The organism is Massilia sp. PAMC28688 (genome assembly GCF_019443445.1).
Classification (GTDB): domain Bacteria; phylum Pseudomonadota; class Gammaproteobacteria; order Burkholderiales; family Burkholderiaceae_D; genus Telluria_A.
The window spans coordinates 678,875-698,281 of sequence record NZ_CP080378.1 but is presented as its reverse complement, the minus strand read 5'-3'; the positions used below and the strand labels follow the sequence as shown (position 1 = coordinate 698,281).

Here is a 19,407-nt window from a genome sequence, read left to right as displayed (position 1 = left end):
ATCTGTCGCGACACCAAGAAAAGAGGACTGAATGGCGAGTAACAACGTAGCCCAATTTGCCACCGAACTGAAGATGCCTGCAGACTTGCTGCTGACGCAGCTGCGTTCTGCCGGCGTCGAGAAAAGCTCGACGTCAGATCCATTGTCGAAAGATGATAAGGATAAGTTATTGAACCACCTGCGCCGTACCCACGGTGCGGCCGGCGAGGGCGAGAAAAAGAAAATTACGCTGACGCGTAAGGAAACGACCGAGATCAAGCAGGCCGATGCCTCCGGCAAGTCGCGCACGATCCAGGTCGCAGTCAAGAAAGTGCGCACCTTCGTGCAGCGCGACGAACCTGTCGCGCCGCCGCCGCCGGCCGCTCCTGCAGCGCCGGTGATCGATGCTGCCGAAGTGGCACGGCGCGAAGAAGAAGCGCGCCGCCAGGCCGAACTGATCGCCCGCCAGGAAGCGGACCTGCGTGAAAAGCAGGAGCGCCTGGCCAAGCTCGACGCCGAGAAGGAAGCCCAGGCCAAGCAGGCCGACCTTGATGCCAAGAAGGCCGCAGCCGACGAAGCCAAGCGCGCCGCCGCCGCTGCCGCCACCGCCGGTGCTGCCGCCGACGACGAAGCCAAGAAAGCCGCCGCCGAGGAAGCCAAGAAAAAGGCTGCTGCCGCTGCCAAGGAAGCTGCCGACCGCGCCGCCGCCAATGAAAAGGCACGCAAGGCCGTCGCTGACGAAGTGGCCCAGATCAAGGCCATGATGAATGCGCCACGCCGTGCGATCAAGGCGCCCGAGCCGGTCGCCCCGCCCGTTGCCGCCGTCAAGCCCAAGGTGGCTGAAGGCACGCTGCACAAGCCTGCCGACAAGAAGCCGGGCGACAAGCCGGCCGCTGACAAGAAGCCGATGGGCGCGGACAAGAAGTCGATCAAGTCGGCCAATGTCTCGTCGACCTGGTCGGACGACGCCAAGAAGCGCGGCGCGCCAGGTGGCGGCATCAAGCCACGTGGTAACACCGGTTCGCCGGCTGGCCGTGACGGCTGGCGTGGCGGTGCCAAGGGTGGCCGCCGTTCGTCGCATAACGACGACCGCGAAACCAATTTCCAGGCGCCGACCGAAGCTGTCGTCAAGGACGTGCACGTTCCCGAGACGATCACCGTCGCCGAACTGGCGCACAAGATGTCGGTCAAGGCGTCCGAAGTGATCAAGCAGCTCATGAAACTGGGCCAGATGTGCACCATTAACCAGGTGCTGGACCAGGAAACGGCCATGATTCTGGTCGAGGAAATGGGCCACAAGGCCTTTGCCGCTGAACTGGACGATCCGGAAGCACTGCTGGCAGACCAGGGTGAGCACGCTCACTTCGAGTCTTCGCCACGCGCACCGGTGGTCACCGTCATGGGTCACGTCGACCACGGCAAGACCTCGCTGCTGGACTACATCCGCCGCGCCAAGGTGGCGTCGGGCGAAGCTGGTGGCATTACGCAGCATATCGGCGCCTACCACGTCGAGACGCCGCGCGGCATCATCACCTTCCTCGATACCCCGGGTCACGAGGCATTTACCGCCATGCGTGCCCGTGGTGCCAAGGCGACCGACATTGTCATCCTGGTGGTGGCTGCCGACGACGGCGTGATGCCGCAGACGAAGGAAGCCATTGCCCACGCCAAGGCCGCAGGCGTGCCGCTGGTTGTCGCGATCAACAAGATCGACAAGCCGGGCGGCAACGTGGACCGCGTGACGCAGGAACTGATCGCCGAACAGGTGGTGCCGGAAGAATACGGTGGCGAGTCGCCATTCGTGCCGGTGTCCGCCAAGACTGGCGCCGGTATCGACGCGCTGCTCGAGCAGGTACTGCTGCAGGCCGAAGTGCTGGAACTGAAAGCACCGGTCGACGCCCCGGCCCGTGGCCTGGTGGTCGAAGGACGCCTGGACAAGGGCAAGGGACCGGTTGCGACCATCCTGGTGCAGTCGGGTACCCTGCGCCGCGGCGACGTGGTGCTGGCCGGCTCCTCGTATGGCCGCGTGCGCGCCATGCTGGACGAGAATGGCAAGTCGGTGACCGAAGCCGGTCCGTCGATCCCGGTCGAGATCCAGGGCCTGACCGAAGTGCCGGCCGCCGGCGAAGAAGTCATGGTCATGGCCGACGAGCGCAAGGCGCGTGAAATCGGTCTGTTCCGTCAAGGTAAATTCCGCGACGTGAAGCTGGCCAAGCAGCAGGCGGCCAAGCTGGAGAACATGTTCGACAACATGGGCGAAGGCGAAGTCAAGAACCTGCCGGTCATCATCAAGACCGACGTGCAGGGTTCGCAGGAAGCGCTGGTTGGCTCGCTGCAGAAGCTCTCGACCTCCGAGGTACGGGTGCAGGTGGTGCATGCCGCTGTCGGTGGCATTACCGAGTCCGACGTCAACCTGGCCGTGGCATCGAAGGCAGTCATCATCGGCTTTAACGCCCGTGCTGATGCCCAGGCGCGCAAGCTGGCCGAGTCGAACGGCGTGGACATCCGCTACTACAACATCATTTACGACGCGATCGACGAGATCCGCGCCGCACTGTCGGGCATGCTGGCGCCGGAAAAGCGCGAGACCATTACCGGTGCGGTCGAGATTCGCCAGGTCATCCTGGTGTCGAAGGTGGGCGCGATTGCCGGTTGCCTGGTCACCGATGGTGTGGTCAAGCGCTCGTCGTCGGTACGCCTGCTGCGCAACAATATCGTGGTGTGGACCGGCGAGATCGATTCGCTCAAGCGCTTCAAGGACGACGCGAAAGAAGTACGCGCTGGTCTGGAGTGCGGCCTGTCGCTCAAGAACTACAACGATATCGTCGTCGGCGACGTGCTCGAAGTGTTCGAAGTCCAGGAAATCGCCCGTACCCTGTAATCAGGTACAGCGCAGGGACGACAAGAGGCGCCTTCTCCGGAAGGCGCTTCGTTTTTGGACCCGCGAAAATTATAAGAGTAGGATAGTCACATTATGGTCAAACACAGCAAAACCATGCCGGCCCGCGGCCTTCGCGTGGCAGACCAGATCCAGCGCGATCTGGCCGAAATCATCGCTTACGGCTTGAAGGATCCGCGCATCGGGATGATCACCATCACCGAGGTGCAGGTCACGCCCGATTACGCGCACGCCAAGGTGTTCTTCACCATGCTCAAGGACGACAAGGAGTCGGTCAAGAGTACCGTGGCAGGCCTGACGGCAGCTGCCGGCTTCATTCGCAAGGAACTGGGCAAGCGTCTGCACATCCACACGCTGCCGCAACTGCACTTCGTGCATGACACCTCGACCTCGCGCGGCATGGAAATGTCGCTCCTGATCGACCAGGCCAACGCCACGCGCGCGGCCGATGCCGAGGCCGACCCCGCAGCTGACGACAGCAAGCCTGAGGCAGAATAAATCACGATGAAGCACGCTCACGTGAAGAAGGTCCGCGATTGCGTGGACGGCGTCCTGCTGCTCGACAAGCCGGTGGGCCTGTCGTCCAATGACGCGCTGATCAAGGCCAAGCGCTTCATGAATGCGAAAAAGGCGGGCCACACCGGCACCCTCGATCCGTTCGCGACCGGTTTGCTGCCGCTGTGCTTTGGCGAGGCCACCAAGTTTTCGCAAGACCTGCTGGAAGCCGACAAGACCTATCTTGCCACGGTCCACCTGGGAGTGACGACCAATACCGGCGACACCGAAGGCGAGACCATCGCCACGGCCGAGGTGAATGTCACGCGCGAGCAGATCGAAGCGGTGCTGCCGCAGTTCCGCGGTCCCATCATGCAGGTGCCGCCGATGTACTCGGCCCTCAAGCGCGATGGCAAGGCATACTACGAATACGCGCGCGAGGGCATCACGCTCGAGCGCGAAGCGCGCCCGGTAACGATCCATTCACTGGAACTGGTGGCGTACGAGGCGCCATTTCTCAAGCTTTCCGTCACCTGCAGCAAGGGTACCTACATCCGCGTGCTCGGTGAAGACATCGGCCATGCGCTTGGCTGCGGCGCGCACCTGAATGCGCTGCGCCGCACGCAGGTGGGCGCGCTGACCATGGACGGCATGGTCACGCTGGAGACAATCGGTGCGCACGCCGCGCCGGTGCAGCTGCTCGCGCCGGTGGACGCGCTGCTGTCGACTTTTCCCTCGCTGGCGCTGACCGACGAACTGGCCAAGCGCTTCCTGCAGGGCCAGCGTCTGGCGCTCGGCAAGGAAGCCGTCACCGTGCCGGCCGAGTTGGGCCGGGTGCGCGTGTACCACGGTGCCAAACTGCTGGGCACCGGTTTGCTGCAGGAATACGCCATCCTGGCGCCTGAACGCCTGATCGCCACCAAGGCGTAATCACCGCTAGCCCTGCGGCAGGGGCTGCCTTCCCACGCCGGGCCGCCAAAGCGGCTGCCCGCGCATTTTGAGTGAACCCTGCGCACCTCTGCTTGTCCAACGAGTTTTAGGACAGACAATAGGGAGGGCGCCATGATGTTCCGATCAATGTTCCCGGGCGATATATTTGCCCAGATGGACCGCATTCAGCGTGAGCTGCAGCAGACGCTGGACCTTGAGCCAAGCATTCGCGGGGTGGCGCGCGGCAGTTTCCCGGCCTTGAACCTGGGCAGTACGCCCCAGAGCATCGAGGTCTATGTGTTCATGCCAGGCCTCGATCCTGCTTCCATTGATGTGCAGCTTGAGCACGGCGTGCTGACCATTGCAGGAGAACGGGCCGACGACCTGTCCGCCCAGGGCGAACGCGCCACGGTCCAAATCAACGAACGTTTCGCAGGCCGCTTCAAGCGCGTCATCAACCTGCCTGAGCAGATTGATCCGGAAGCGGTCAATGCCGCTTACCGCGATGGCGTCCTGCATGTCAGCGTCGCGCGCCGCCAGTCGGCTCAGCCGCGCCAGATTTCTGTGCATTGAAAGGAGGGGATCATGCAAACCAATAATCAGACGGGCACTCCGCACCAGCAAGGCAATCAGGGCGGCGGCAATCAGGGGGGCAATCAGGGCAGCAATCAGGGCGGCACCCAGGGTCCGCAGGAACCACTTGCCAAAGGCAGCGAAGGCATGGCTGGCGGCGCGCAGGCCGGCAGTGCCGGTGCCGGGTCCAGTGGCGGTGGCGATGCAGCGGCTATCACGGGGGATGGCGGCCCCGGTAATGGCGGTCAAGCCTACCGTGGATTTGAGCAAGGGGGCGCGTCAGGCGTGGGCGCGGTGCAAACCGGCACCGGTTCGCAGAGCGGCCAATTGGCAGGGCGGACGGCGGGCGTGTTACGTCCGCCAGTCGATGTCATCGAAGATGCCCAGGGCATTACCTTGCTGGCAGACATGCCCGGTGTCACGCGGGACAATCTCAACCTGCGGCTCGACAGTCAGAGCCTGACCATCGAAGGGGCCATGGCGCTCGACATTCCACAGCAAATGGAAGGGCGTTACATCGAGGTCGGGCATCAGCATTACGAGCGCACCTTTGCCCTGTCGCGCGAGCTTGACGGCGCCCAGGCTACGGCAGAGCTCAACCATGGCGTGCTCAAGATTCGCATACCGAAAACCCAGGAGGCGGCGCCGCGCAAAATACCCGTGAACAGCGTGCAGCCCTGAACGCTGCGGCCGGTTGGCTGTAGCAACTGCCGGCTGACGGTCCCGCACGCCGCAGCCCTGTCGTGCGAGGGGCGCTTGCGGGCCCACGCCGCTCCGTCGCCGGCAGTGACGGTCCTGGTGTGGCACCGGCTCACACTGCTTTCTTGCGCGATGGTCTGGCCGGGTTTTCAGGCTGCGAGGCGGTGCCACGCCGCTGCAAGGCGCGGGGTCCGCGGGAAACTGACTTGCCCGGGCGCTTGACCTGCCTCGACACTTGTCCTGCGCGGGCCCTGGTCCTGCCCTGGCGCTTGTCTGCGCGGGCGCTGGTCCTGCCCTGACGCTTGTCTGCGCGGGCCCTGGTCCTGCCCTGGCGCTTGTCTGCCCGGGCGCTGGTCCTGCTCTGGCGCTTGTCTGCGCGGGCGCTTGACCTGCCCCGGCGCCAGACCAGTTTCCTTGCGCCGGTCACAAGCCTGTCATTCTTCCCCCGTAATCTGCACGCTTCCACGCTGGCGGGTCATTCCCGCCTGCCGCCTGTGGCAAAAAATCAGCAAGCTCTTGAATTTCCACGGATTTCCCCTCGGCCACCATTCTGGAGGCGTCATAAGCGTGCTATACTAGTGGGTTCCCGGTTTGAGCAATACCCGTACACCTTCGTACACGACGTATATTTCAGTTCCTTACGACCATGTCAAATTCTAAACGCGCAATTCGTAACATCGCCATTATCGCCCACGTTGACCACGGCAAAACCACGCTTGTGGACAAGCTGCTGCGCCAGTCCGGTACCTTCCGTGAAAACCAGCAGGTCGAGACCCGCGTGATGGATTCGAACGATCTCGAGAAAGAGCGCGGCATTACGATTCTGTCGAAGAACTGCGCCGTCGAGTACAACGGTACCCACATCAACATCGTCGACACCCCGGGTCACGCCGACTTCGGCGGCGAAGTCGAGCGCGTGCTGTCGATGGTCGACTCGGTACTGCTGCTGGTCGATGCCCAGGAAGGCCCGATGCCACAGACGCGTTTCGTGACGCGCAAGGCACTGGCGCTGGGTCTGAAGCCCATCGTCGTGGTCAACAAGATCGACCGTCCGGGCGCGCGCGCTGACTGGGCGATCAACCAGACCTTCGAACTGTTCGACAAGCTCGGCGCCACCGACGAGCAGCTCGATTTCCCGGTCGTGTTCGCATCGGCCCTGAACGGTTACGCCTCCCTCGATTCGGAAGTGCGCGAAGGCGACATGACCCCCCTGTTTGAAGCCATCCTCAAGCACGTCCCAGTGCGTGACGACAATCCGGACGGCCCGCTGCAGATGCAGGTCACCTCGCTCGACTATTCCTCGTACGTGGGCAAGATCGGCATTGGCCGTATCAACCGCGGCCGCGTCAAGACCGGCCAGGACGTCATCGTGCTCAATGGTCCTGATTCGACCCCGATCAAGGGCCGCATCAACCAGGTTCTGAACTTCAAGGGCCTCGAGCGCGTGTTGGTGGACGAAGCTGTTGCCGGCGACATCGTCCTGATCAACGGTATCGACGAAATCGGCATCGGTTCGACCATCTGCCAGCCGGACACCCCGGAAGCGCTGCCCATGCTGACCGTGGACGAGCCAACCCTGACCATGAACTTCATGGTCAACAATTCGCCACTGGCCGGCCGCGAAGGCAAATTCGTGACCAGCCGCCAGCTGCGCGACCGCCTGGACCGCGAACTGAAAGCCAACGTGGCCCTGCGCGTGGCACCAACCGACGACGACACGATTTTCGAAGTCTCGGGCCGCGGTGAGCTGCACCTGACCATCCTGATCGAAAACATGCGCCGTGAAGGCTTCGAGCTGGCCGTGTCGCGTCCTCGCGTGGTGTTCAAGATGGTCGATGGCGTGCGCCACGAGCCGTTCGAGCAACTGTCGGTCGACGTGGAAGAAGCCAACCAGGGCGGCGTGATGGAAGAACTGGGCCGCCGCCGTGGCGACCTGCAAAACATGGAATCGGACGGCAAGGGCCGCGTTCGCCTCGAGTACAAGATCCCGGCGCGTGGCCTGATCGGCTTCCAGGGCGAATTCATGACCCTGACCCGCGGCACCGGCCTGATGAGCCACGTATTCGACGAATACGCGCCAGTGGACAACAGCAAGGGTGAGATGGCCGGCCGCCGCAACGGCGTGCTGATCTCGCAGGATGACGGCGCTGCCGTTGCCTACGCGATCTGGAAGCTGCAGGACCGTGGCCGCATGTTCGTGGTCCACAACGACCCGGTGTACGAAGGCATGATCATCGGCATTCACTCGCGTGACAATGACCTGGTCGTCAATCCGATCAAGGGCAAGCAGCTGACCAACGTGCGCTCGTCGGGTACCGACGAAGCCGTGCGCCTGGTGCCGCCGATCCAGATGTCGCTCGAGTACGCGGTCGAATTCATCGCCGACGATGAGCTGGTCGAGATCACGCCAAAGTCGATCCGCCTGCGCAAGCGCTTCCTCAAAGAGCACGAGCGCAAGAAGGCCAACCGCGAGGGCTGATCGTCCTGCGAACCCCACAAAAAAACCGCCGTTGCCTTTCCAGGCGCGGCGGTTTTTTTTGCGTCCGCGGTTTTAGCGAACGCATGCCGCTGCGCCTGAGACGTGGGGTGCGATTGACGCGCCTGACGACAACGGACACGGCTGGACAGTGTGGCCGCCAAGGCAGAGTGTGCCGGGTTGAACGCCAGCCTGGTCACAAGGATTGGGGACACCGCACTGGCTGCAGGCGCGCTGGCCGTCATGACCTTCCCACCATGCAGCCAGATGGGTGCGCCGGCCTGCCTTTTCGCGGCAGCTGTGGTGCCGAGCATTAGCGCCCCATGCAGCAACCATGCCGCCCAGGACTGCAGTGGCCATCGCACTTTCCCGGCGCGGCGCAAGGCAGGGTAAAATAACGGCCCCGCCTGACCGCCTGTTGTTGACAAGACTTTGCCATGAAACCAAGTAATCCCGGCAGCCGCCGCCTGTCCGTCGCCCCCATGATGGACTGGACGGACCGCCACTGCCGCGTCTTCCATCGCCAGATCACGCGTCACACCTGGTTGTACACCGAAATGGTCACGACCGGAGCCCTCGTGTATGGCGACGTGGAGCGGCACTTGCGTTTCAACGAGGAAGAGCATCCCGTCGCCTTGCAGCTGGGCGGCAGCGACCCTGCGGATCTTGCAAAAAGTGCAAAGCTGGGACAAGAGTGGGGTTACGATGAAATCAACCTCAATTGCGGCTGCCCGTCCGAACGTGTGCAAAAAGGGGCATTCGGCGCCTGCCTCATGGCCGAGCCGCAACTGGTGGCCGACTGCGTCAAGGCCATGCGTGATGCAGTGTCCATCGATGTCACGGTCAAGCACCGCATTGGCATCGACCGCAATGAGGACTACGGTTTCGTGCGTGATTTTGTCGGCACCATTGCCGCCGCCGGCTGCACGACCTTCATCGTCCACGCCCGCAATGCCATCCTCAAGGGCTTGTCACCGAAGGAAAACCGCGAGATCCCGCCCCTGAAATATGAAGTTGCCTACCAGCTCAAGCGCGAGTTCCCTGAGCTGGAAATCATCATCAACGGCGGCATCAAGACGGACGACGAAGTGGCCGCTCACTTGCAGCACGTGGACGGTGTCATGCTCGGACGAGAGGCTTATCACAACCCTTACGTGATGGCCACCTATGACCAGCGCTTCTATGGCGACGACAGTGCCGTCAAGACGCGTGAGGAAGTGCTGCAGGCAATGATTCCCTACATTGATGCACAGCTGGCCTTGCACGGGGCCCGTGGTTTGAAGCTGAACTCGATCACCCGTCACATGCTCGGCCTCATGGCGGGCTTGCCCGGGGCCCGCACCTACCGTCAAATCCTGTCCGACCCTAAGAAACTCGCCTCCGCCGACCCCCGCCTCCTGCTTGAAGCCTTCGCGCGCATGCGCGAGCGTGCCCAATTGGATTAATCCTTGCCGTACGGCAAGAATCCGCACTATACTTCTTCATATCGTTGATTTTCTGCACCGCACCAGCGGGTGAAGTGTTGTTCTGGTGAAACAATTTGTTTCAAAGACGGCACTTTTCCCGGTGTTGGGATGTATTTGATTTATCCTGAAAGAAATATCCGCGCGCACTGTTTCGCTGCAGATCCGTCTTCCATTCCACCAATTGTTTCTTAATAAAGACACATTATGAACCTCTCCAACATGAAAGTCGGGACCCGGCTTGGACTCGGTTTCAGCCTCGTGCTGTTTTTCCTGGTGGCTGTCACCAGCATCGGCATCTACAACATGCGCTTGATCCAGGATCGGCTCGACAATGTGGTGGGCGTGAACAACGTGGTCAATCGGCTGGTGGTTGAAATGCGTAACAACGTGGCCGACCGCATCACCTCCTTGCGCATCCTGACCCTGTTGTCGGAGCCGGATGACATGGCGCCCGAAATGAAGCGGGTCAATGACCTGGCGGCGGCATACGGCGCGGCCCAGCAGAAGCTGTCGGAGAAATTTGCCAAGGAGGCGGCCACGACGCCGCAGGAAAAGGAGTTGCTCAAGCAAATCAAGGAGCATGAAGGGGCGGCCATGCCGGCCATTGCCAAGGCTTCCGAACTGTGGATGGCGGGCAATGCTGAAGCGGCCACCAAGGTCTTGATCCGCGAAATTCGTCCCCACCAGAAAAAATGGATGGCAGCACTCGAGCAGCTGGCCGTGCTGGAAGAAAAGCAGACTGCCCAGGCTGCGCAAGCTGCCGCAGGGGAATACCAGACCGCCCGCAACGCCATGCTCGCTTTCGCCATTTTCGCCGTGCTGGTTGGCCTGGCCGCGGCCGTGGTCATCACCCGCAAGCTGATCAAGCAACTCGGTGGCGAACCCGACTACACGGCCCGGATTGCCAGCAGCATTGCCCAGGGCGACCTGTCGATCTCGATCGACACCACCAATGCCGGCAAGGGCAGCCTGCTGATGGAAGTGCGCGAAATGCGCAACAGCCTGAAAGACATCGTCGGCCAGGTCCGGCACGGTACGGAAACCATTGGTACGGCATCGCGCGAGATCGCGGCCGGCAACCTCGACCTTTCCTCGCGTACCGAGATGCAGGCCAGCTCGCTGGAAAAAACGGCCTCCGCCATGGAAGAGCTGACCTCCACCGTCAAACAAAATGCCGACAACGCCCGTGAAGCGAACTTGCTGGCCGCGACTGCCTCGGAAGTGGCACGCAAGGGTGGTGAAGTGGTTGCGCAAGTGGTCGATACCATGGGATCGATCAATACATCGGCCAACAAGATTGTCGACATCATCGGCGTGATCGATGGCATTGCCTTCCAGACCAATATCCTCGCGTTGAACGCTGCCGTGGAAGCGGCCCGTGCCGGTGAACAGGGCCGTGGCTTTGCCGTCGTCGCTTCGGAAGTGCGCAACCTGGCCCAGCGCAGCGCTGCCGCCGCCAAGGAAATCAAGACCCTGATCGGCGACTCGGTCGAAAAAGTCGAGCGCGGCAGCAAGCTGGTCGGCCAGGCCGGCGTGACGATGGATGAAGTGGTGGCCAGCGTGCGCCGCGTCACCGACATCATGAGCGAAATCTCCAACGCCAGCCAGGAACAAAGCGCAGGTATTGAACAGGTCAACCTGTCAATCATCGAAATGGACAGCATGACCCAGCAAAATGCGTCGCTGGTGGAACAGGCTGCCGCGGCGGCCCAGAGCCTGCAAGACCAGGCCGGCGAACTGGCCCATGTCGTGAGCGTGTTCAAGCTGGTCGAAGGTGAGCTGGCCCAGAGCGCTCCCGTGGCCGAGCAGGAAGCCGTGCAGGAAGCCCCGCGCAAGCCGGCCGCCCTGCCCAGAAGCGCTGCGCGTGCGCCGCGCGCTGCCCCCAAGCGCGTGGCAGCGGCCGCCGCTACGCCACCGCGGCAGCCAAAGAAGGTGGCTACCGTGAATGACGAGTGGGAAGAATTTTGATGCTTTAACAGTAGTTAGCCGTAGCTGAGGAGGGAAATGCAATGGGTACTTATTCGCGTTATGCCAGGGGCCTGATGGCCATTGCTCTGGTAGCAGTGGCTGGTGCTGCAAGCGCTGCCGAAGTGGCGGCAGTGTTTGATTCCAGCAAGTGCAAGGCGGACTATCCGAAAGCCTCGCTCATGAATGAAGAACAGGGCACCACGTCCATGTCTTTCCTGGTCAATCCGGACGGTTCAGTGGCTGAATCCAAGCTTGAGAAATCGAGCGGGTTTAAGAATCTGGACAAGGCTGCGATGAAATCCATTTCGGCGTGCAAATTCAAGCCGGGCACCAAGGACGGTGCCCCGGCCGCGACCTGGACCAAGGTCGATTATTCCTGGAAGCTCGACTAGGTCTTTAGGCGCTAGCGCACGGGTTTCTCAAGGCCGCCGGCTCGCCCGGCGTCCGCCTCCCAGCCGCGCGCTGCTTGACGCGTGACAATGTTACGCTTTCCTGGTTGTCGATCCCATCAGCTGGACAGGAAGCTACCATGCGCTCTTTTTCTCTCTTCGCCCTTGCGGCATTGCTGACAGTTGCCGGGTGCGCCGGGGTTGCCCCGACTGCCCCCTCAGGCGCACCGGCTGTCTCCATCGTCAATAGCCTGACCTTCGATCACGCCATGACCGGCAAGCGCGACGGTGTGCGCACGGCCTGGCCGATGGACAAGCTAGCCGGCAGCACGGAATACTTTCCGCTGTCGCAGATCAAGCAATGCGAGCCGGGCGGCACCTGCAGATGGGGCGTACTCGATGCCAAGCGGCGTTTCGGCGCCCTGCGCGCCGTGCCTGGCGGGGTGGCGGCAGAGATCGACGTCACGGTTCATGTGGACCGTACCCAGCACGCTGACCGTAACGATCTCCATGCCGCCATGACCATTCCGGCCGATGTCGGGGCTCTGCAATCGCGGCGCCAGGACAAGCGCGAAGTGGTGCTGCCGTTCGGAAAAGTGGTGCCCATCGATTTTGAGCACGGCATTCGCTACGAACTATGCGCCCAGCGCATCAATGCAGCCCGCCAGGGGATCGACCAGTGTCCGATCGCGTATCTATAAGATTTTCCTGCGGCACCCGGCAGCAATATACAAATTGCAACCCGCGTAAGATAATCGGGGGATGCAGAACCGTCTCCTGATTGCCATCGCCTGCCTGCTGGGCCTGTTCGCCACAATTGGCGCTTCCTTGCCATATCCGATCTTGCCACCGCTGTTTGCCGCCGGCGCGCCAAATGGCATGAATTCCTTTCTCGGCTTGCCGCCCAAATTGCTGTTCGGCCTGGCCCTGACCATCAATCCGCTCGGGCTGCTGATCGGCTCGGCGTTGCTGGGCCCGCTGTCAGACCGCTATGGCCGCCGTCCGGTGCTCATCATGACGGCCCTGGGCGCGGCGGCCGGCCATGCCGCCACGGTGGGCGCACTGGCGCTGGAATCGTATCCGCTCCTCATTGCCGCGCGCTTTGCCACCGGCCTCATGGAAGGCAATGGCGCCGTTGCGCGCGCCATGCTGTCCGAGCGTCTTCAGGGCGAATTGCGCCTGCGCGCACTTTCCTGGCTTAACAGTGCCTTTTACCTGGGCTGGCTGGCCGGGCCGCTGCTGGCCGGGGCCACCGTGGGGTTCGGCATCACCGTGCCATTCTGGATCGCCGCCAGTGCCTTGCTGCTCAGTGCCGCGACCGTGGCTGCAGTCCTGCCGCGCGAAACGCCGTCCACCGCAACCACATCATGGTGGGAAGTGGCGCGCGACCAGCATTCATTGAACCTCGTGCGCCACCCACAGCTGCGGCTGCTGTTTATCGTTCAGCTGGCCTATACCTGCGGTGTCACGGCGTTTTACGAATTCTATCCGCTGTGGCTGGTGGAAACGGGGGGCTACGGCACCATCGGCATCGCATGGTGGACGGCAGGCCTGTGCGCCGTGATGACTTTCGCGGCCCTGTTCGCCGGTGCCCCCAGCACCCGGCCGCCTTTGGTGCGCGCCAGTCACTACGCCCTGGCGGCGGCGCTGACCGTCGCCGCCTTGGCCCTGGGTAACCTGTATGTGGGTTTGTGCGCGATTATCCTGTTTGGGATTCCCAACGCCTATTACAACGCCGTTGTGCCGGGTTGGTGTGCGGAGCAGTTTTCTGCGCTGGGGCAGGGCGCCGTGATGGGCTTGCTGTCGACGACTTTCTGCCTGGCCAATATCCTCATGGCCCTGGCAGGCTCCGTGCTCACCTTGTTTGATACACGGCTGGTCTTGCTGCTGGGCGCCATCTTGTCAGCCTGGGCCGCGTGGCTGCTGCATGGATGGCGCGCGCGCCTCTCGGCCGCGCCCGCTGCGGCTTAGGCCCAGGCCAGACGTCAGCTGGCCGCAGCCAGGCGCTCGCGCCGCGCTTGCTGGCGGCGGTCGTAGTTTTCCAGGAGCAGGTCCTGCGCCAGCTGGTCGCCTATGCCGCGCAGCTTCAGGAACCGCTGGGCCGCATCACTGCCGAAAGCGCGCTGCAGCGCTGCTGCTTCCGTAATCTGCGCGGCGGTCTGCTCGTCCTGGCGGCGTTCCTGCACGCGACGTTCATCGATATCCATGATGTTCTCCTGTTGACTTGATACCGTTATAGCATGTTATTGCTTGGCACGATTGAACAGGGAATGTTAAGTGCCCCACGGTAATAGGCAATCAGAGGCAGGAGGGGAGTCGACACAATGGCCGTCTTGCTGTGTGTCGTGTCGTTGCCGCAATGCCCGCAATAGTGGCGTCTGTGCGGGCGTGCGGCGAAGTCGCCCAAATCCAGGTGGGGATGGCCGCACCTGCTGCAGCAGACACAGCCCTGCGGCTGGGGCGTGGCGAGGGCGGCCACCATTGGCGGCGTGACATTGACCTGGACGATATCCTGCGCGTCGAACAACTTGCTGGCCGGATCATAGGCAATGGCAATGGCATGCTGAACACTGGGCGGCTCGTCATCCACTTGCACGCGCAGCGCCTGCCCGCATGCAGCGATGCTGATACGCGCATGCGGGCCCGGGGCCACGATCAGCGGATCGCGCACGTAGTGCATGGGGGCGCTGTGCCGGACGCAGCGTTTGACGGCGGTGGCGGCCAGCGCCGCCAGGTCTGCCTTCGTTCCCCAGTAGTGCTGGTGGGTGCGGCACCACCAGCGCCCGGCGCCGTTGCGATACTTCCCGGCGCCAACAAGGTCGCACGTGGCTATGCCGTCGTTGCCATGCCCGCGGCTGAAGCTGCCGTAGATGAAGGGCGTGGTAACCGTTGCGTGGCCAACCGTTGCCGCATGCGGCCAACAGATGCCTGCCAGCCTGTCCGGCATCAGTCGGAGTGGGCAATGTACAGGCCACCCTTGTTATCCGGCAGCCAGGTTTCAGCCAGGTCCGAACTGACATCGAAAAAGCCCAGCTGGTGCTTGGCCGCCAGGCGAAATACGGTCTCGTGGGCCTGGTCGATACGATCCCATTCAAACGTCATGTAGATGAGGGCGCTGCCGATGGTGAAGTCAGTGCCGGGGCCATCCTCTTCCTGCTGCGGGGGGAATTCGGCGGCAATGTCAGCAAAAAATCCACGCAGGCCCGGTGTGCTGTTGGCCGGGTCGTCATAGTCGTGCTCCTCTTTCCACTCCGCCTGCGCGTCATACCAGTCCAGGAAAGGGCCACGCTTTTTGGCGGGCGCGGCGGCGGGGTCGAATACCATCAGGTCATAGCTCATGCGTGGTGCCAGGTGAGGGAAATGACGGTGATTTTACGCCAGCTGGCCCGGGCTGGCCGCGCCATCCACAGTAATGGTTATACTTGCATCTTTCTACATGATCGAAAGTTTTGATATGCAGGCCAATTCCAACAATCGCCTGGTCATGATTGTGCCGGTGCTGCTGCTTCTGCTCGCCGCCTTCTGGTACTGGTCGCCCCTGCTGGCTCTGCGGCAATTGCAGACTGCCGCCAAAGAGATGGATGCTGCCGCATTCAATGAGCGGGTGGACTATCCGCGCCTGCGCGAGAGCGTCAAAGCATCCATCCTGGCGCGCGATGGCGGCCAGCGCGACCAGGGGGACATGGTGGCCATGGTGGGCCGTGTCATCGGCGACGCGCTGGTGGGGCGGCTGGTTGATGGCCTGGTGCAGCCAGACATTGTCATGCGCATGATGAATCACGGCAAATTCAACACGGGGCGCGATCAGGGTGAAGCGGAAGCAGATGCCGAAGCCGGCGCCGCGGAGAAGGACTGGGTGGGCGAACGTGAGGGAGTAAATACTTACATTGCCTACATAGGCAACAAGGGCGAGCCCAATGAGCAGCGCCTGGGCCTCGTGATGGTGCGCTCGGGATTTGCGACCTGGCGCCTGGCCGGCCTCAGGCTGCCGGCTGGTGCGCCTGTGCCCACTCCAGCATCCTAGGCCGGGCAGGGCCCGCGGACCACCCTACAAACAAAAACGGCTACAGGCCGAAGCGTGTAACCGTCATGTGTTCTGCGAATTCTTTGGGGTGGCTGATGGGGCTCGAACCCACGACAACAGGAATCACAATCCTGGACTCTACCAACTGAGCTACAGCCACCACTGATTTACTGCATTTGTCACGATGCTTCCGAGACAGCTAGCGATTATACAAACTTCTTCGCGACCTTGCAAATCTAAATGCTAGTTTGCGGCAGGCACCAGCGGAATATGCCCGATGTCGACCGCCGACACCGCCGGCGCCAGCCCCAGCAGACGGTGCAACGCGGCAGCGAGCGCCGTCGCGCTGCCGGTGGTGAACACATCCAGGCGCGCCAGGCCCCCGCCCTCGCGCTCGCGTCCGGCGGCAGCAAGGAGCCGCGCCAGCTGGCGCGCCACGGCCTGCCCCGTATCGACCAGCACGGTGTCAGGCTTGCCGGCCTGGGCGGCAATGTCGGCAATCAATGCCTGCACGAATGGATAGTGGGTACACCCCAACACCACCGTGTCCGCCCCCTGGTCCAGCAAGGGCAGCAGGTAGCCTTCGAGCAGGGCGCGCGTTCTGGCACTGTCGAGTTCGCCAGCTTCGATCAATTCCACCAGGCCAGGGCAGCCGCGCAAGAAAAATTCGGCATCGCTGGCGCTGCTGATCTGGTCGCGCAGGGACAGGAACTTTTCACCGGCGAGCGTGACATCGGTTGCCAGCACGGCCACCTTGCCGTTGCGGCTGGCGGCCGCGGCCGGTTTCAACCCGGGTTCAACGCCCACGATCGGCAGCTCCGGATACCTTGCGCGCAGCAATTTGACGGCGGCGATGGTGGCGGTATTGCAGGCCACGACCAGTGCCTTGGCGCCCTGTTCCAGCAAGAACTGCGCAACGGCCAGCGAGCGCTCGGCCACCACCCGTTCCGGCTTGGCGCCATAGGGCGCGAAACCGGAATCGGCAAAATACACCAGGTGCTCTTGCGGCAGCTGCGCCCGGATATGGCGCAGCACCGACAGCCCGCCCACGCCGGAATCAAACACGCCGATAGGCGCGTCGGCAGTCATGGCAGGGACGGGTTGCATGGATCAGGCAGTGATGACGGGAACGTTGAGCGCCTCGATGCGCGCCGCCCATTCCTTCGGCCCGGTGGTGTGGACCGAGGTGCCGCTGGCATCAACCGCCACCGTGACCGGCATGTCGGTGACTTCAAACTCGTAAATCGCTTCCATGCCCATGTCGTGGAAACCCAGCACCTTGGCGCTCTTGATGGCCTTGGACACCAGGTAAGCGGCGCCGCCGACGGCCATCAGGTAGGCCGACTTGTGCTTCTGGATCGATTCAATGGCCGCCGGACCCCGTTCTGCCTTGCCAATCATGGCGATCAAGCCGGTTTTCTCGAGCATCATGTCGGTGAACTTGTCCATGCGCGTGGCCGTGGTCGGGCCTGCCGGGCCAACCGCTTCGTCGCGCACCGGATCGACCGGGCCAACGTAATAAATGACGCGGTTGGTAAAGTCCACGGGCAGCTGTTCGCCCTTGGCCAGCATGTCCTGGATGCGCTTGTGCGCGGCGTCGCGGCCGGTCAGCATCTTGCCGTTCAGGAGCAGGGTCTGGCCCGGCTTCCACGAGGCGACCTCTTCTTTCGTCAGCGTATCGAGGTTCACGCGGCGCGACTTTTCCGTGTCCGGCGTCCAGTGCACGTCCGGCCAGGTCGACAGGGCAGGCGGCTCCATGTAGGCAGGGCCGGAGCCATCGAGCACAAAGTGGCCGTGGCGCGTGGCCGCGCAATTGGGGATCATGGCCACGGGTTTGGACGCGGCGTGCGTCGGATGCATCATGATCTTCACATCGAGCACCGTGGTCAAGCCACCCAGACCCTGGGCGCCGATCCCCAGCGCATTGATGCGGTCGCACAGCTCGATGCGCAATTCTTCCATCTTGTTCTGCGGGCCGCGCTGCTTGAGCTCGTACATGTCGATGTCATCCATCAGCACTTCCTTGGCCATCAACATGGCTTTCTCGGCCGTGCCGCCAATGCCAATGCCCAGCATGCCAGGCGGGCACCAGCCGGCGCCCATCAGCGGCACCGTCTTCATGACCCAGTCAATCAGGGAATCGGATGGATTGAGCATGACGAACTTGGTCTTGTTTTCCGAGCCGCCACCCTTGGCCGCCACCTTCACGTCCACGGTATTGCCTTCCACCAGTTCCATGTGGACCACGGCCGGCGTATTGTCCTTGGTGTTCTTGCGCTCGAAGTGCGGGTCGGCCACGATCGAGGCACGCAGCTTGTTGTCATCAAAATTGTAGGCGCGGCGCACGCCTTCATTGACGGCATCGGTCACGGTGCCGGTGAAGCCTTCAAACCGCACACCCATGCCGATTTTCAGGAACACGTTGACGATGCCGGTGTCCTGGCAGATTGGCCGCTTGCCTTCGGCGCACATGCGCGAATTGGTCAGGATCTGGGCAATCGCATCCTTGGCGGCCGGGCTTTGCTCGGCGTCGTACGCGCGTGCCAGGTGCGCGATGTAATCAGCGGGGTGGTAGTAGCTGATGTATTGCAGCGCTGCGGCTACGGATTCGATCAGGTCTTCTTGCTTGATGACGGTCATGGGATTCTCGCTGGTGCTGATGTTAGTGAGGCTTGGTTGCGTTCTGCGTGCCAATCATGATGCGGTCGGTATAGGCAATGGCCAGTGCCGAGAACAGGAACGCCATGTGGATCACGGTCTGGGCGATCAGCACCTTGTCGGTGTAGCTGTGGGCATTGATGAAGGTCTTGAGCAGGTGAATCGAGGAGATGCCGATGATGGCCATGGCCAGCTTGGTCTTGAGAACCGATGCATTGACGTGCGAGAGCCACTCGGGCTGGTCGGGGTGTCCTTCCAGGTGCATGCGCGAGACAAATGTTTCGTAGCCACCCACGATGACCATGATGAGCAGATTCGAGATCATCACCACGTCGATCAGGCCAAGTACCACCAGCATGATGGTCACTTCATTTAACTTGGTAGGGCGGATGCCGTTGGGCGCCGTGACCGCGTCGAAAATGTGCTGCAAGGAATCTGGATTGCCCATGGCCGCGCCGATCAGATCAACCAGTTCGACCCAGAAATGGAACACGTAAACACCCTGCGCCAGGATCAGGCCCAGATACAAGGGCAGCTGTAGCCAGCGGCTCATGAAGATCAGGTTGTTCAGGGGAGAGAGCTTGTGCGGCGGAATAGTGTGCAGCGGGTCAGACATGAAATGGGTAACTCCGAAGGAAGGGCAAAAATTTCGATGCGTCATTTTACCCGAGCTTTGTTGCACTGCGGCTGAGCAAGTCTTCGGGTGGCGACATTGATCTGGCTCAAACCACAAGCAGGGAGGGGAAACATTGGTAAAATCGCCAAGCTCTATGGTCCTGAGTGCCACGACCGTGTTGTACGATGGCGGGTGAGTGGTATTACGCGTCTGTAAGGGCGCAGTAAGCGACAAC

The 19,407-nt window shown here is 62.3% G+C and carries 18 protein-coding genes and 1 tRNA gene; 12 read left to right on the top strand and 7 right to left on the bottom strand.

The features are described 5' to 3' along the window. The first annotated feature begins 31 nt into the window (after positions 1 to 31). The 11 genes from infB (at position 32) to KY495_RS03070 (ending at position 13,845) form a co-directional block, all read left to right on the top strand. Entirely contained in the window at positions 32 to 2,860 is a 2,829-nt protein-coding gene (infB, locus tag KY495_RS03120; protein ID WP_219882306.1) for a translation initiation factor IF-2, read from the top strand. 93 nt (positions 2,861 to 2,953) lie between these two features. Next, entirely contained in the window at positions 2,954 to 3,376 is a 423-nt protein-coding gene (gene rbfA / locus KY495_RS03115) for a 30S ribosome-binding factor RbfA (protein WP_219882305.1), read from the top strand. Between the two features lie 6 nt (positions 3,377 to 3,382). Beyond that, the gene (gene truB / locus KY495_RS03110; RefSeq protein WP_219882304.1) at positions 3,383 to 4,303 is read left to right on the top strand and encodes a tRNA pseudouridine(55) synthase TruB; all 921 of its coding nucleotides are present in this window, start codon (positions 3,383 to 3,385) and stop codon (positions 4,301 to 4,303) included. Positions 4,304 to 4,438: 135 nt separating this feature from the next. Continuing rightward, positions 4,439 to 4,876 (top strand): Hsp20/alpha crystallin family protein, encoded by a 438-nt coding sequence (locus tag KY495_RS03105; protein ID WP_219884055.1) that lies wholly within the window; start codon positions 4,439 to 4,441, stop codon positions 4,874 to 4,876. Positions 4,877 to 4,888: 12 nt separating this feature from the next. Next, the gene (locus tag KY495_RS03100) at positions 4,889 to 5,557 is read left to right on the top strand and encodes an Hsp20/alpha crystallin family protein (RefSeq protein ID WP_229518483.1); all 669 of its coding nucleotides are present in this window, start codon (positions 4,889 to 4,891) and stop codon (positions 5,555 to 5,557) included. Between the two features lie 664 nt (positions 5,558 to 6,221). Next, a complete protein-coding gene (typA, locus tag KY495_RS03095; RefSeq protein ID WP_219882303.1) occupies positions 6,222 to 8,054 on the top strand; it encodes a translational GTPase TypA in 1,833 nt (610 codons plus the stop codon). 434 nt (positions 8,055 to 8,488) lie between these two features. Next, positions 8,489 to 9,496 carry a tRNA dihydrouridine(20/20a) synthase DusA gene (dusA, locus tag KY495_RS03090; RefSeq protein ID WP_219882302.1) on the top strand — a complete coding sequence of 336 codons (1,008 nt, stop codon included), beginning with the start codon at positions 8,489 to 8,491 and terminating at the stop codon, positions 9,494 to 9,496. Between the two features lie 225 nt (positions 9,497 to 9,721). Further along, positions 9,722 to 11,485 carry a methyl-accepting chemotaxis protein gene (locus KY495_RS03085; protein WP_229518482.1) on the top strand — a complete coding sequence of 588 codons (1,764 nt, stop codon included), beginning with the start codon at positions 9,722 to 9,724 and terminating at the stop codon, positions 11,483 to 11,485. A gap of 74 nt (positions 11,486 to 11,559) precedes the next feature. Next, a complete protein-coding gene (locus tag KY495_RS03080) occupies positions 11,560 to 11,877 on the top strand; it encodes an energy transducer TonB (RefSeq protein WP_374041005.1) in 318 nt (105 codons plus the stop codon). Positions 11,878 to 12,014: 137 nt separating this feature from the next. Continuing rightward, positions 12,015 to 12,575 carry a hypothetical protein gene (locus tag KY495_RS03075; protein ID WP_219882300.1) on the top strand — a complete coding sequence of 187 codons (561 nt, stop codon included), beginning with the start codon at positions 12,015 to 12,017 and terminating at the stop codon, positions 12,573 to 12,575. Between the two features lie 61 nt (positions 12,576 to 12,636). Continuing rightward, positions 12,637 to 13,845 (top strand): MFS transporter, encoded by a 1,209-nt coding sequence (locus tag KY495_RS03070; RefSeq protein ID WP_219882299.1) that lies wholly within the window; start codon positions 12,637 to 12,639, stop codon positions 13,843 to 13,845. A gap of 14 nt (positions 13,846 to 13,859) precedes the next feature. Here the strand turns inward: KY495_RS03070 and KY495_RS03065 are convergent, their stop codons facing one another. The 3 genes from KY495_RS03065 to KY495_RS03055 are packed head-to-tail and all read right to left on the bottom strand — an operon-like array spanning position 13,860 to position 15,213. Further along, positions 13,860 to 14,081: a hypothetical protein gene (locus KY495_RS03065; protein ID WP_219882298.1), complete on the bottom strand. Its 222-nt coding sequence runs from the start codon at positions 14,079 to 14,081 to the stop codon at positions 13,860 to 13,862. Positions 14,082 to 14,107: 26 nt separating this feature from the next. Next, positions 14,108 to 14,821 carry a hypothetical protein gene (locus KY495_RS03060; protein ID WP_219882297.1) on the bottom strand — a complete coding sequence of 238 codons (714 nt, stop codon included), beginning with the start codon at positions 14,819 to 14,821 and terminating at the stop codon, positions 14,108 to 14,110. Next, positions 14,821 to 15,213 (bottom strand): hypothetical protein, encoded by a 393-nt coding sequence (locus KY495_RS03055; protein ID WP_219882296.1) that lies wholly within the window; start codon positions 15,211 to 15,213, stop codon positions 14,821 to 14,823. Before KY495_RS03055 ends, KY495_RS03060 begins: the two co-directional genes overlap by 1 nt. 97 nt (positions 15,214 to 15,310) lie before the next feature. Between KY495_RS03055 and KY495_RS03050 the strand changes: the two genes are divergently transcribed. Beyond that, the gene (locus tag KY495_RS03050; RefSeq protein ID WP_219882295.1) at positions 15,311 to 15,898 is read left to right on the top strand and encodes a DUF2939 domain-containing protein; all 588 of its coding nucleotides are present in this window, start codon (positions 15,311 to 15,313) and stop codon (positions 15,896 to 15,898) included. A gap of 84 nt (positions 15,899 to 15,982) precedes the next feature. Here KY495_RS03050 and KY495_RS03045 read toward each other — a convergent pair. The 4 genes from KY495_RS03045 to KY495_RS03030 form a co-directional block, all read right to left on the bottom strand. Beyond that, positions 15,983 to 16,058 (bottom strand) — tRNA-His (locus KY495_RS03045). 83 nt (positions 16,059 to 16,141) lie between these two features. Beyond that, entirely contained in the window at positions 16,142 to 17,005 is an 864-nt protein-coding gene (gene murI, locus KY495_RS03040; protein ID WP_229518481.1) for a glutamate racemase, read from the bottom strand. Positions 17,006 to 17,008: 3 nt separating this feature from the next. After that, positions 17,009 to 18,538 carry a fumarate hydratase gene (locus KY495_RS03035; protein ID WP_219882294.1) on the bottom strand — a complete coding sequence of 510 codons (1,530 nt, stop codon included), beginning with the start codon at positions 18,536 to 18,538 and terminating at the stop codon, positions 17,009 to 17,011. A 22-nt stretch (positions 18,539 to 18,560) separates the two neighbouring features. Then, positions 18,561 to 19,172 (bottom strand): TIGR00645 family protein, encoded by a 612-nt coding sequence (locus tag KY495_RS03030; protein ID WP_219882293.1) that lies wholly within the window; start codon positions 19,170 to 19,172, stop codon positions 18,561 to 18,563. Positions 19,173 to 19,407 lie beyond the last annotated feature (235 nt).

Coding starts and splice junctions, on each gene's coding strand:
- KY495_RS03080 (WP_374041005.1), top strand. CDS start 11,560: ATGGCCATTGCTCTGGTAGCAGTGGCTGGTGCTGCAAGCGCTGCCGAA.
- infB (WP_219882306.1), top strand. CDS start 32: ATGGCGAGTAACAACGTAGCCCAATTTGCCACCGAACTGAAGATGCCT.
- KY495_RS03055 (WP_219882296.1), bottom strand. CDS start 15,213: ATGAGCTATGACCTGATGGTATTCGACCCCGCCGCCGCGCCCGCCAAA.
- KY495_RS03085 (WP_229518482.1), top strand. CDS start 9,722: ATGAACCTCTCCAACATGAAAGTCGGGACCCGGCTTGGACTCGGTTTC.
- KY495_RS03100 (WP_229518483.1), top strand. CDS start 4,889: ATGCAAACCAATAATCAGACGGGCACTCCGCACCAGCAAGGCAATCAG.
- truB (WP_219882304.1), top strand. CDS start 3,383: ATGAAGCACGCTCACGTGAAGAAGGTCCGCGATTGCGTGGACGGCGTC.
- rbfA (WP_219882305.1), top strand. CDS start 2,954: ATGGTCAAACACAGCAAAACCATGCCGGCCCGCGGCCTTCGCGTGGCA.
- KY495_RS03050 (WP_219882295.1), top strand. CDS start 15,311: ATGATCGAAAGTTTTGATATGCAGGCCAATTCCAACAATCGCCTGGTC.
- murI (WP_229518481.1), bottom strand. CDS start 17,005: ATGCAACCCGTCCCTGCCATGACTGCCGACGCGCCTATCGGCGTGTTT.
- typA (WP_219882303.1), top strand. CDS start 6,222: ATGTCAAATTCTAAACGCGCAATTCGTAACATCGCCATTATCGCCCAC.
- KY495_RS03105 (WP_219884055.1), top strand. CDS start 4,439: ATGTTCCGATCAATGTTCCCGGGCGATATATTTGCCCAGATGGACCGC.
- KY495_RS03070 (WP_219882299.1), top strand. CDS start 12,637: ATGCAGAACCGTCTCCTGATTGCCATCGCCTGCCTGCTGGGCCTGTTC.
- KY495_RS03030 (WP_219882293.1), bottom strand. CDS start 19,172: ATGTCTGACCCGCTGCACACTATTCCGCCGCACAAGCTCTCTCCCCTG.
- KY495_RS03060 (WP_219882297.1), bottom strand. CDS start 14,821: ATGCCGGACAGGCTGGCAGGCATCTGTTGGCCGCATGCGGCAACGGTT.
- KY495_RS03075 (WP_219882300.1), top strand. CDS start 12,015: ATGCGCTCTTTTTCTCTCTTCGCCCTTGCGGCATTGCTGACAGTTGCC.
- KY495_RS03035 (WP_219882294.1), bottom strand. CDS start 18,538: ATGACCGTCATCAAGCAAGAAGACCTGATCGAATCCGTAGCCGCAGCG.
- dusA (WP_219882302.1), top strand. CDS start 8,489: ATGAAACCAAGTAATCCCGGCAGCCGCCGCCTGTCCGTCGCCCCCATG.
- KY495_RS03065 (WP_219882298.1), bottom strand. CDS start 14,081: ATGGATATCGATGAACGTCGCGTGCAGGAACGCCGCCAGGACGAGCAG.